Here is a 12,244-nt window from a genome sequence, read left to right on the forward strand (position 1 = left end):
GTTACAATCCTTATTTTATATTAGAGATATTATCATAATTAAAAATAGGAATCAATACCTTTTAAAGAGTTTTAACACTCCGTCCCCTTAAACACTTCGTCCACCCACAGAAAAAAAGCGCACCAGCCAAGGGTACGCTTTTTCATTCACTTTATCTATCAAACGTCACTTTTTCTTCTGTATCATGTAAAACAATAGACGCCTCACTTGGCTTTGTATGAGCAATCACTTTTCCATCTCTGAAGGAATGTGTTACCGTTGCCTGCTTGCGAACAGCATCATACTCATTATCAGCGGATAAGACGATGAAATTCGCCGGCTTGCCTGCTTCAATACCATATTTGTCTTCAATATGAAGTGTTTTGGCACTGTTTTGAGTAACCAGGTCAATGGAATTAACAATTTGCTCATAGCCCATTAACTGCGATGCATGGATCCCCATATGCAATACCTGAAGCATGTTGCCCGTTCCCAGCGGATACCATGGATCAAAAATATCATCATGGCCAAAGCAGATATTCATTCCTGCTTCCTGCAATTCTTTGACTCGGGTTAAACCGCGGCGTTTTGGATACGTATCGAATCTACCCTGAAGATGAATATTTACAAGCGGGTTAGACACAAAGTTGATATGAGACATCTTCAGCAGACGGAATAGCTTTGATGTATAGGCATCGTTATAAGAACCCATTGCTGTCGTATGGCTCGCTGTTGTACGTTCGCCCCATCCGCGCTCATAAGCTTCTTTTGCGACTACTTCTACAAAACGAGACTGCTCATCGTCAATTTCATCACAATGAATATCTACTAATTTATCGTACTTTTCAGCAAGGTCAAATGCGACTCTCATCGAATCGACGCCGTATTCTCTTGTGAATTCAAAATGCGGGATGCCGCCGACAACATCAGCCCCCATTTTCAGCGCTTCCTCCAAAAGTTCCTTTCCATTCGGATAGGATAAAATCCCCTCCTGCGGGAAAGCAACCAACTGGATATCTACATAAGGAGCCATTTCCTGCTTCACTTCCAGCATTGCTTTTAAGGCAGTCAGTTCCGGATCAGTCACATCCACATGCGTACGGACATGCTGGATGCCTTGAGCAATCTGCCATTTCAATGCTGTTTTAGATCTTTTTTTCACATCTTCTATGGTGAGTGTTTCTTTGCGTTCCGACCAGCGCTGGATTCCTTCAAATAACGTTCCGCTCTGATTCCATGCAGGCTCGCCTGCTGTTAACGTTGTATCTAAATGAATATGCGGTTCAATAAAAGGCGGAAGAACCAGCCCACCATGTACATCCATTACTTCTTTATCTTCAGATTGCGGAAGCTCCTGCGTTACTGCGTTAAATTTACCATTTTCTATAACGATGTGCCAAAGGCCATCTTTTCCTCTAAGCTTTGCATTTTTAATAATCACTGACTATCTCATCCTTCTCTTTTAATGGTACGGTGACCGTTTCTTTTTGTGACACTATTTTCATTCCGGCCACATAAATGATTGTTGTTCCTAACAATGCATTGATTGGCGGAATTCCCGGGGCAAAATTAGCAACAGCGACACCGCCTGCCCAGGCAATAATTGCTACCCAGTTTACAGATTTAAATGTCATTGTTTCAAAGGGTTCATATTTTCTGCGGCGGACCAGATAATAATCTGCTAATATGATTGCTCCAATCGATGGCAGTGCAGATCCGAGAACATTTAAGAATCCAACAAAATTATTGTATAACCACATGGCAGCAATTGTCCCAACAATTCCGTTGAACACGACGATTTTTTTCTTGGAAAACTTGGTAATGTTTGCAAATCCTAAACCAGACGCATACAATGCACTATCATTAGTTGTCCAAATATTTAAGCCTAACACAATAATAGCAGGAATCATCAGCCCTTGTAAAAACATCACATCCGAAATATCCGCCATACCGAAGGCCATCGCGCCAACTGCTCCAAATAAAAACATCAATGAATTTCCAAGGAAGAAAGCAATAATATTTGCGGTTACTGCCGATTTCGCTGATTTTGCAAAGCGGGCAAAGTCAGGCGTAAGCGTTCCGGCACTGATAAATGACCCTACACAAATCGTTAACGCTAATCCGACACTGATTACCTGTGCTGGTTCATAAGCAAATAGTTCATGGATTCCGCCCATTGTATTTGCCGAGTTAACCATGGAGTAGCTTCCAAAAATAGCGATTGCCGGAACTGCAATAAATCCCAGCAGGGTTAAAGTTTTCATTCCAAAGATGGCCGAAACAGTCATCAATATGCCAAAAACACCAATTAACAGATAGACATTTGCCCCTGTTGCTTTGGCAGCAGGAATAGCAAACATTGCCAGACCTACTCCAAACCAGCACACTTGTGTAGAAGCAAGTAAGAAGGAGGTTAAATAAGAACCTTTTTCTCCAAATGCATAACGTGCTAATAAATGCGTAGATAATCCTGTTTTAGAAGCAATATAAGCTAAGGAACCTGTATAAAGCCCAAGAATCAGGTTACCAGCCAGTACAATCCAAATAAACGTAGAAAAAGAAAGCCCTGTTCCTAATGTTCCTCCAGACATCATACTCGCTGAGAAAAAACTGAGCGACAGCATAACCGCTAAAATCTTCCAAAATCCATTTCGATGCGTCTGCGGCACTGCCTGCAATGAAAATTCTTTATCTATTTGTGACATACCAATTCCTCCAATATCTTAAAATATAAGAAACTGTTCAAAAAGTAGCCAAATTAGAAGCAAGAAGATCAAGGCGACGTAGTTTTTACGAACGGAGCGTATGTTTTTAAATACGTGAGTATCGGAAAAACTACGTCAACGCAGAGATTCGCCGCTTATCATTTGGGGGCTTTTTGAACTTCCTCTTTAAGAAACTGGCACCGAAAAACTTGATTCTTTCGAGATTATAGACAAGAAAAAAGCTCCCTGTCCAATCCCTGACAAGAAGCTTTTCCTAAATAGCATACACCTGAAGGTACCTTTCCCAAAGGTACTCCACATGGTAACTATTCTATTCGCGCTGTCCTTGTCAGCCTCTCTGGACTGATTTAAAGGTACCAGTATATTTATCAAAATATATTATGGCATAAAATCGCCGGGTTGTCACCTTGGAAATATTGGCAAGATGTATTTATGGCATTCCGTACATACCTCATCCAATGACTTGATTCTTATTTCCTAGACTTTGCCTCTCGTTCCAACACTACCCTATAATGATGCTCCTCATGAATCCTTAATAGCTTCACCACTTGTATCACATTCGGGTAGCCAGGTACAGGATCCGGATACCTTATCCAGTAGCATTGTTCTTTGGTAAGAGATGCTACACATTTCTTCATCTTTTCCGTCTCTTCTTCTAATAAATCTCGCAGCTCCGTAAGCGTGTATTCCCGCTTCATTTTCGGCTTCAAAATAAAAGGCGCCTTCATTGTTTTTCCGCTATATATATTAGACATATCATCCAAATACCGCTTCACCTTTGGCCGGCGAACCTTCATATAAGCACGGGCGATAGGCAAGTAATAGACAGATGTTATCCGGGTAAGTTTCAGCAATAAATAGCAATGGTAAATCGATTCTGCAACACTCCATTTATCAGGAACTGCTCTAATGTGAATCGATGAGTTGAAAATTTCTGTATGGAAATAATTATCCCGCATTGTCTGGAGTTCATCAAAAAGAGGGGGGAGGTTTTTGTACATGGTTATCATCCCATTAATTTTATTTATATTCAGAAATCTATCTTTTAGCTTATCATAAAGATAAGTGGAGCGGTTGTACTTCCTATTACATTATTGAATTTATAATTATAGAGTTAAAAACACTATGCTAGTAATATAATCAAATAAAAATTTCTTTTAAAAAGGTAACATGATTTCTTTAATCAGTTGTTACTTGTAAACGCAAATCAAAGGGGTGTTACACAAGATACTTAATAATGTAACACCCCATAAAACAAACAGATAGACATCCAACACTTAGATAAACTATACTTCAAACAAATTCATCTATCTTTAATATCAAAAAAACTACTCAATTAATTCTAAATCAACCGGAATAAAATCTTCAACTGTTTCTCCATTTACTACATCCACTGCAGCCTTAATGGCCTCCTCGCTTATTAAAAGTGGTTGTTGGGCAATAGTTGCTTGCATCCGTCCTTCTTCTACAGCGTTACGTGCATCATCAGTAGCATCAAATCCAACCACAATAACATCGTCCAATAAACCTTGAGAGTCTAATGCTTCTACAGCACCTAAAGCCATTTCATCATTATGCGCAAATACTGCACTGATATCACTATTTCCCTGCAGTATATTTTCCATGACTGACAATCCTTCTGTACGATCAAAATTCGCAGTTTGATTAGCGACAACTTCTATCTCTTCTATTTCATCAACAATATTGTGAAAACCTTCCCCACGTTCCAACGTAGCTAGCACCCCAGCAATACCTTCTAGTTCAACCATGTCTCCACCATCTTCACCTAATGCATCTGCAATAAATTGTCCAGCCATCTCGCCACCAGCTATGTTGTCAGAAGCAATATGGGTTACTACTTCCCCGTCAGCTGCACTGCGGTCTACAGTAATCACAGGAATTTCCGCTGCATTCGCTGACTCTATTCCAGCAACAATCGCCTCATCATCAGTTGGATTAACTAATAATATATCAATATCCTGCTGCAGTAAATCTTCTATATCATTTAATTGCTTTGAAGAATCGTCTTGTGCATCTGCAACAATAATTTCAACGCCTTCTTCATCCGCTGTCGATTCCGCACCATCACGCAAATCAACAAAGAAAGGGTTATTTAAAGTAGAGATAGAAAAACCAATTGTTATTGTTCCATTATCAGCTTCATCATCACCGCTTGATTCAGACCCAGGTGTATCTGTTGAACATGCTGCCAAAAAAGCCATCAAAATGATTGCAAAAATCCCAACAATACTTTTTTTCATTTTTTACTCCTCCTTAAATGATTGATTATATTTATTAATAGATACGTAGAAAGCGTATCTGAACAACCTTGGCTAATCCTTCCTGCGATCCAGCATTACCGCAAATAAAATAACTGCCCCTTTAACAATTTGCTGATAAAAAGAGGATACATTCAGCAGATTTAAACCATTACTGATAACACCAATAATTAAAGCTCCAATCAAGGTTCCTGTAATTCTTCCTCTGCCTCCCATTAAGCTTGTTCCACCTATAACAACGGCTGCAATTGCATCCAGTTCATACATTGTACCGGCGGTAGGCTGTGCTGAATTCAACCGACTTGTTAAAATAATCCCTGCAAGCACTGCCAGCATACCGGTGATAGCATACACAAAGATTTTGATTCGATCTGTTTTCACTCCTGATAAGGTAGCGGTCTCTTCATTCCCTCCTACTGCATAGACTCTTCGCCCAAACACTGTATTATTTAACACGAAGTATAGAATGAAGAATACGATAATCATGATAATGATAGGGATGGGAATCCAAAAGAAGTAACCTTTCCCTATAAATTCGAATATCTTGCTATCGGATAAACCTGTTACAGGCTTCCCATCTGTGATGACTAACGTTATACCTCTAAAAATCGTCATGGTAGCCAGCGTTGCAATAAATGGAGCTACCCTGCCTTTTGTAATAATTAATCCATTTAAAGCTCCTAATAGTAGACCAATCATTAAACCGATAAAAATTGCAATAACTGGATCCAGTCCGCTAGATAGCATTACTGCTGTTAAAGCACTCCCTAATGCAAGCATTGATCCAACAGACAAATCTATACCCGCTGTCAAAATAACAAAGGTCATACCAAAAGCAATTAATGCATTGATAGATATTTGCCGAAGTAAGTTAAATATATTATTCATTGTTAAGAAACTATCACTTAAAAAGGATAGAATAATAACAATCAAAACTAACCCAATCAACGGTCCTAATTTAGCAACATTATGAATCAGCTGGCTTCTCATCTAGGTACCTCCCCGTAGCGGCTTGCATGATTTTTTCCTGATTCGCTTCCTCCCTGCTTAAAGTTCGGTTTACTTTTCCTTCATGCATCACCATAATACGATCACTTATTCCCAGGACTTCAGGTAACTCTGAAGATATCATTATAATCGCAACACCTTTTTCACTTAATTCATTCATAATAGAATAAATTTCTTTTTTTGCGCCTATATCTACTCCACGAGTGGGTTCATCTAATAATAATACTTGTGGGTTAATACCAATCCATTTTGCAATAACTACTTTCTGTTGATTCCCTCCACTAAGACGCTTAATTTGCTGATTTCTTCCAGCCATTCGGACATGAAGTCTTTTTACTAAATCATCAACAAGATTTCTTTCTTTTCTCTTTGAAATAACACCCTTTTTTGATATCGCTTTCAAATTTGTCAAAGCAATATTTTCTCGTATAGAAGCATTGATAACGAGCCCTTTATCCTTTCGATCCTCTGTAATAAACGCGATTCCTTTTCTTACCGCATCTAGAGGATGTGAAATTTTCACCTTTTTTCCATGAAGCTTTAAGACCCCATTGCTTTTTTTGCGATAACCAAAAATAGTTTCCAATATTTCTGTACGTCCTGCCCCCATTAATCCAGAGATTCCAAGTATTTCACCTGCTCTCACGTGAAAATTAACGTTCTCAAAAACCTCTGCTAATTGAAGGTTCTCAACCTCAAATACAATATCACCTTTTTCTGCTTTTCTTTCCGGAAATCTTTCCCCTAATTCCCTTCCAACCATCATTCTAACAATATTATCAAAGGTTGTATTTTCAATATTTTCTGTGCCTACGTATTGACCATCACGTAAAACCGTAATTCGATCACATATTTGAAAAATTTCTTCCATACGATGGGATACATAAATAATACTTACATCTTGTTTCTTTAAGGATTGAACCACTTCAAACAAACTTTCAATTTCACGATCTGTTAAAGCAGCAGTAGGCTCGTCCATTACAATTAATTCGGAATTAGTAGCTAATGCTCTTGCTATCTCTATCATTTGCTGCTGACCTACAGATAAATTTCCAGCAGTTTCATCCGGGCTAATATTATCAACACCTAGCTCTAGTAAACTCTCTCTTGTCAGGTCACGCATTTTTTTCTTATTTAATACACCCGTTTTTCCATAAGTCAGTTCTTTACCTAAAAACATATTTTGAGAAACGGTAAGATGAGGTATGATATTTAATTCTTGATGAATAATATTTATACCATGCTCTTCAGCTTCTTTTGTATCTTTAAATACGACTTCACTCCCTGCAATTTTTACTGTTCCATTATCTCGAGAATAAACTCCAGTTAATATTTTTATAAGTGTTGATTTTCCTGCACCATTTTCACCCATTAATGCATGTACTTCACCTCTATGAACAGTTAAATTCACATCCTGTAATACGTTAATTCCAGAAAATGATTTACTAATGCTATTCATCTCTACAAAAGGATGGTTACTCATTTTTTCACCTCCTAATTTCTATTCTCCTTTTAGTAATGTTTGTACATTATTAACTTTACTTCTATATGATTCAGGTTGTTGATTGAATAATTGTGAGGTTCCTAATACATAGACATTAGCTCCACGCTCTACCAGTAACGGGATGGTTTCTTCATTGATATTTCCATCTACTTCAATTAATGGACGACGTGCTTTTTTCTCTAATCTTTTTGATAAAATTTCTAACTTTTCAAGTACTGAGTAATTAAATTTCTGACCGGCAAACCCCGGGTTGACCGTCATCATCAGTACCATTTCCAGATCATCTAAATAGGGGAAAATACGTTCAACTGGTGTTTCCGGATTTAATGCCAAGGCAGGTTTTATACCATAATCTCTCAGCTTTTGAATATTTTTTTGCACGTTGTCTGCAGCCTCAATATGGAATGACATATACTCCGGCTTGACAGGAGCAAACATTTCAATATACCTATCAGGTTCCTTTGTTGCTAAATGAATATCAAGTGGGATAGATGTTGTCTTTTTAATATCTTCTAAAACATAAGGTCCCATCGCTAAATTATTGACATAAACACCATCCATTACATCACAATGCAGTATATCTACTTCTGCATTTTCTAATTGACGTAATTCATTTTTCAATTCCATTTGATTTGCACACATGATAGAAGCTGCAACTTTATACATATTCCTCACCATTTTGCCCCAATACGAAAGCATCTTCGTTGAACTGTCGGATTGCGCCTAGTGATAATTCTTTGTCTGCCATATTCTTAAATAAATCAAATGGAACTGTCACAGTGTGAGAACCTGCACATAATGTTTCCATTATCTGCCCTGTGTTTTTAAAGCTCGCTGCTAATATTTTCGTTAAAAACTGCTGATCATCATATATTTTCCTTGTCTCTCTAATCACTTTATAGGCATCGATTCGATTATTTTGCATCCTGTTTATATAAGGAGCTACATAATCTGCTCCTGCCAAAGCAGCAAGTACATTTTGCTCTGTCGAATAAATAGCAGTTGCTAAAATAACTACCTCTTCTTTTTCCATTTTTATTTTTTTTATTGCTTTTACCCCTTCAAAATGAGCAGGTATTTTCAGTGCAATACGTGAATCTTGGAATACAGACAAGATTGTCTCGGCATCTGCCAGTATTTCTTGTACAGTTTCTCCTGCCGTCTGAACAAAAATAGTTCCCTGTGTTATTTTCAAAATTTCTTGGATCATCGCTTCACGTTGTATATTCTCTTTCAAGAGAATCGTAGGATTGGTTGTTATCCCCTGAATAATATTGGTCTCGGATGCCTTCTTGATGTGTTCTAAATTTGCAGTGTCCAAATATAGCATATTAAGAAATCCTCCTTCAGAATCTTTTTCTTTTAAACATGAACATCCAATTCTCTTTTTTCACAAAAAGCAGTTATTTCTTCTAATGTTGGAATTCCAATCTGCGCTCCTTTTTTAGTGACTTTTAATGCGGCAACAGCATTTGCATATTTTGCTGCTTCCATAAGAGACAACCTATCAGTTAATGCACTGACGATGGCACCCGCAAAGCAATCCCCTGCACCAACTGTATCTACCGCATTTACTTGAATAGCTTCCACAAACGTTAACTCATCATCTATGAACACAAACAATCCTTTTCCGCCTAACTTTAAAATACCCGAGCGAACTCCTTTTTCTTTTAAGCTGGCAACAGCTCTTTGTGCTGTTTTTTCATCCTTCACTGCCTCACCAGTAATATCGATAATTTCTTGTTCATTTGGTAAAATCAAATCCACGTATTTTAATAACTCATCTGTCACATGTATTGCCGGGCACGGGTCAAGTACAACTTTAATCCCTTGTTCTCTGGCTGTTTGCATCGCAGCTAAAGCCACGTCATAAGGAGTCTCCAGCTGGATCAGCAATATTTCACAATCTGATTGTTTCTGGATACTTTCTCGTACATAGGCTGGCTGTAAATCATTATTTGCACCTGGTACATAAATGATTGTATTTTCAGCTGACTGTTCTACAATAATCGAAGTCTTTCCGCTATCAGTATTAGGCAATTTCTTTAGGAAAGTAGTATCAACCTGGTTTGTCTGTAAAACGTCCATCATAGATTCTCCGTGCTTATCCTCACCGATACAACCAATCAACGTTACTTCCTTTTCCTGTTTAGCAACTGCAATAGCTTGATTTGCACCTTTTCCTCCTGAGAATTCAACTATCTTTTCACCAAAAACAGTTTGTCCCCGCTGTGGGAAGTTGTCGACATAGGTGACAACATCCATATTGATACTGCCTACCACACTAATTTTAGCCATCAGCGCCCTCCTCATTTATTTAATTAAATTAATGCAGAAACATTATAAGTCTATTTTCGTTCTCATTTCTCTAATCAACTTAACATCTAATTCATATCTTTTTACTGTCACATCTTTCTTCTCTATATGATTTAATAATTCCGTCATTGCCAATGTGCCCATTTCATAAATCGGCTGTTCAATTGTTGTCAGTGGCGGCAGTGTTAAACCACTCATTTCAATCCCGTCAAAGCCCACAATTGCTAGTTCCTCTGGTACCTTCTTCCCCCACTCATATGCTGCTTTTAATACGCCTATAGCGATCAAATCATTTCCGGCAAAGATTCCGTCAACTTCCGGGTGTCGTGAAAATAATTCTTTCGCTACCCGGTAACCTGTATCAACGCTGAAGTCTCCTCTACCTAACCAGGTTTGATCGAACCATGGTTTCCCGCTTACGATATCGCAGTATCCCCACATTCGTTGTGTGGCGTTATACTCGCCTTCCAACCCTCCAATATGGGCAATGTATTGACAGCCTACATCCACTAAATGCTGCGTTGCCATTTGACCGCCTTTCCGGTTTTGAACCATTATGGATGTTGTTTCACTATTTTCAAGCACCCTGTCCACCATTACCACTGGAACATTATGCTGTTTTAACTGTTCAAGATCATCATGATGCACATTATGAGAATTCAATATAATTCCGTCTATATAGTGAGATTTGAAATTTTCCAGATACCCTAATAGCTTTTCTCTTTTTCCATCTGTATTACAAAGAAAAACTTGATATCCATTAGCTTGTGCAACGTCCTCTACACCCCTGGCAATCTCTGGGAACATCGGATTACTCATAGATGGCACCACAAATCCAATTGAATAAGACCTCTGATTTGATAGACCTTGCGCTACTTTATTCGGTGTATAAGATAATTTTTCTATAGCAGCTTTTACTATATCTTCCGTTTCCTTCTTTACTTTTCCTTTGCCATTAATAATTCTTGATACCGTGGCAACAGATACTCCTGCTTCTTTTGCCACATCACGGATAGTAGACATATTCCACCTCCTGTAACCGGTTTTATAATTCTCGTTGTTAAAGCGGTTACATTTGTGTTATTATAGTAATGTAACCGGTTATATTATTTAATTTATAAGACTTTTAAAATTTTGTCAATAGATAGGGGATGGTTTTTTGAAAAAAATCGGAATATTGAATCATGAATTATCAAGAGAGATTGCTAAATCTGGTCACCTCGATAAATTTGTCATTGGTGATGCCGGTTTACCGGTACCTGAGGGGGTTAAACTGATTGATCTTGCTTTAATAGAGGGACAGCCAAGCTTTATCAGTACACTCGAAGCTGTATTAAGAGAACTCCATGTAGAAGAAGCTGTTATCGATAAGGAAATGATGGAAGTAAGCCCTAATAAACGTAAAGAATTGTTAGATGTAGTAAGTAACCAATTTCCAATCAAATCGATTCCTCATGCAGAGCTTCAAAATCTTGTTCATGATGCTAAAGTAGTCATCCGTACAGGTGAGTTTACGCCATATTGTAATATCGTCTTAACCGCTGGAGTATTGTTCTAAAATGTAAAACATAAAATCTAATCCATGGGAGGAGCTTAATTTATGAATGTATTAGTTGCTGGAGAAACTTGGTTTAAACATATTGTTCATGTTAAAGGATTTGATTCATTTACAAATTCAGAATATGAAGAGGGAATTCAATGGTTAAGGGAAGCATTTCATAACGGCGATATAGATATGACCCATGTTCCGGCTCACCAAGTTGATAAATATTTTCCAAAAACTATAGAAGAGTTAAGTAAGTACGATGCTGTATTTTTAAGTGATATTGGAAGCAACTCCATGTTGTTAACAGCAAGCACTTTTAATGATTCTATTATTCAACCAAATCGTTTAGAACTAATTAAAGCGTACGTTGAAAATGGTGGCGGATTTGGTATGATCGGTGGTTACATGTCCTTCCAGGGCATTGACTGCAAAGGAAAATATAAAGATACCCCTATTGAAGATATCTTACCTGTTACGTTAATGGCAACTGACGATCGTGCAGAGCATCCAGAAGGTATTCATTGTGAATTGATAAATAAACAACATCCTATCTTAAATAGCATCCCAAATGAGTGGCCTCACTTTCTTGGCTATAATCGCCTGAAAGCTAAACAAAACGCAACAATAATTGCAGAACATAAAGGTCATGCATTTATAAGTACAATGGAATACGGAGCTGGGAGGACTTTCGCATTTGCTAGCGACTGTGCTCCTCATTGGGGGCCTCCAGAGTTTGTGGAATGGGAACATTATGATACATTCTGGCAAAATGCAGCTAAGTGGCTATCTAAAAAAATATAATATTTATCATTTTTATAAAATCTAGAAACTGAGCTTAAAATTATAAAAGCAATACTATTTTCAGTCAAAAAACCTGAACTATACT

12 protein-coding genes are annotated in these 12,244 nt (G+C 37.8%); 2 read left to right on the plus strand and 10 right to left on the minus strand.

Features of this window, described 5'->3' with window-relative positions; all coding sequences use genetic code 11:
• Positions 1-151 precede the first annotated feature (151 nt).
• From ACFO3P_RS00365 to ACFO3P_RS00410, 10 genes are all read right to left on the minus strand, one after another.
• Positions 152-1,420: a cytosine deaminase gene (locus ACFO3P_RS00365; RefSeq protein ID WP_256705372.1), complete on the minus strand. Its 1,269-nt coding sequence runs from the start codon at positions 1,418-1,420 to the stop codon at positions 152-154.
• On the minus strand, positions 1,410-2,684 hold the full coding sequence (codB, locus tag ACFO3P_RS00370; RefSeq protein WP_379542009.1) for a cytosine permease: 1,275 nt from the start codon (positions 2,682-2,684) through the stop codon (positions 1,410-1,412). The genes ACFO3P_RS00365 and codB overlap by 11 nt, the downstream gene beginning before the upstream one ends.
• 491 nt (positions 2,685-3,175) lie before the next feature.
• A complete protein-coding gene (locus ACFO3P_RS00375) occupies positions 3,176-3,706 on the minus strand; it encodes a DinB family protein (RefSeq protein ID WP_379542010.1) in 531 nt (176 codons plus the stop codon).
• Between the two features lie 327 nt (positions 3,707-4,033).
• A complete protein-coding gene (locus tag ACFO3P_RS00380) occupies positions 4,034-4,966 on the minus strand; it encodes a D-ribose ABC transporter substrate-binding protein (protein WP_379542011.1) in 933 nt (310 codons plus the stop codon).
• A gap of 72 nt (positions 4,967-5,038) precedes the next feature.
• Positions 5,039-5,974, minus strand: coding sequence for an ABC transporter permease subunit (locus ACFO3P_RS00385; protein WP_379542012.1), 936 nt, complete (start codon positions 5,972-5,974; stop codon positions 5,039-5,041).
• A complete protein-coding gene (locus ACFO3P_RS00390) occupies positions 5,952-7,475 on the minus strand; it encodes a sugar ABC transporter ATP-binding protein (protein WP_379542013.1) in 1,524 nt (507 codons plus the stop codon). The genes ACFO3P_RS00385 and ACFO3P_RS00390 overlap by 23 nt, the downstream gene beginning before the upstream one ends.
• Before the next feature lie 18 nt (positions 7,476-7,493).
• Positions 7,494-8,162 carry a ribulose-phosphate 3-epimerase gene (gene rpe, locus ACFO3P_RS00395; protein ID WP_379542014.1) on the minus strand — a complete coding sequence of 223 codons (669 nt, stop codon included), beginning with the start codon at positions 8,160-8,162 and terminating at the stop codon, positions 7,494-7,496.
• Entirely contained in the window at positions 8,155-8,826 is a 672-nt protein-coding gene (locus ACFO3P_RS00400; protein WP_379542015.1) for a transaldolase family protein, read from the minus strand. The genes rpe and ACFO3P_RS00400 overlap by 8 nt, the downstream gene beginning before the upstream one ends.
• Positions 8,827-8,858: 32 nt before the next feature.
• Complete coding sequence (rbsK, locus tag ACFO3P_RS00405) at positions 8,859-9,794, minus strand: ribokinase (protein ID WP_379542016.1); 936 nt, start codon at positions 9,792-9,794, stop codon at positions 8,859-8,861.
• A gap of 42 nt (positions 9,795-9,836) precedes the next feature.
• Positions 9,837-10,835 carry a LacI family DNA-binding transcriptional regulator gene (locus ACFO3P_RS00410; protein WP_379542017.1) on the minus strand — a complete coding sequence of 333 codons (999 nt, stop codon included), beginning with the start codon at positions 10,833-10,835 and terminating at the stop codon, positions 9,837-9,839.
• A 136-nt stretch (positions 10,836-10,971) separates the two neighbouring features.
• Here ACFO3P_RS00410 and rbsD point away from each other — a divergent pair, with 136 nt between their 5' ends.
• Together rbsD and ACFO3P_RS00420 are read left to right on the plus strand one after the other, a co-directional pair.
• On the plus strand, positions 10,972-11,370 hold the full coding sequence (gene rbsD, locus ACFO3P_RS00415; protein WP_379542018.1) for a D-ribose pyranase: 399 nt from the start codon (positions 10,972-10,974) through the stop codon (positions 11,368-11,370).
• A 42-nt stretch (positions 11,371-11,412) separates the two neighbouring features.
• On the plus strand, positions 11,413-12,159 hold the full coding sequence (locus tag ACFO3P_RS00420) for a glutamine amidotransferase (RefSeq protein ID WP_379542019.1): 747 nt from the start codon (positions 11,413-11,415) through the stop codon (positions 12,157-12,159).
• Positions 12,160-12,244 lie beyond the last annotated feature (85 nt).

Origin of the sequence: Oceanobacillus aidingensis (assembly GCF_042654105.1) — a bacterium.
Taxonomy (GTDB): Bacteria; Bacillota; Bacilli; order Bacillales; family Amphibacillaceae; genus Oceanobacillus; species Oceanobacillus oncorhynchi.

Coding starts and splice junctions, on each gene's coding strand:
- codB (WP_379542009.1), bottom strand. CDS start 2,684: ATGTCACAAATAGATAAAGAATTTTCATTGCAGGCAGTGCCGCAGACG.
- ACFO3P_RS00375 (WP_379542010.1), bottom strand. CDS start 3,706: ATGTACAAAAACCTCCCCCCTCTTTTTGATGAACTCCAGACAATGCGG.
- ACFO3P_RS00380 (WP_379542011.1), bottom strand. CDS start 4,966: ATGAAAAAAAGTATTGTTGGGATTTTTGCAATCATTTTGATGGCTTTT.
- ACFO3P_RS00385 (WP_379542012.1), bottom strand. CDS start 5,974: ATGAGAAGCCAGCTGATTCATAATGTTGCTAAATTAGGACCGTTGATT.
- ACFO3P_RS00390 (WP_379542013.1), bottom strand. CDS start 7,475: ATGAGTAACCATCCTTTTGTAGAGATGAATAGCATTAGTAAATCATTT.
- rpe (WP_379542014.1), bottom strand. CDS start 8,162: ATGTATAAAGTTGCAGCTTCTATCATGTGTGCAAATCAAATGGAATTG.
- ACFO3P_RS00400 (WP_379542015.1), bottom strand. CDS start 8,826: ATGCTATATTTGGACACTGCAAATTTAGAACACATCAAGAAGGCATCC.
- rbsK (WP_379542016.1), bottom strand. CDS start 9,794: ATGGCTAAAATTAGTGTGGTAGGCAGTATCAATATGGATGTTGTCACC.
- ACFO3P_RS00410 (WP_379542017.1), bottom strand. CDS start 10,835: ATGTCTACTATCCGTGATGTGGCAAAAGAAGCAGGAGTATCTGTTGCC.
- ACFO3P_RS00420 (WP_379542019.1), top strand. CDS start 11,413: ATGAATGTATTAGTTGCTGGAGAAACTTGGTTTAAACATATTGTTCAT.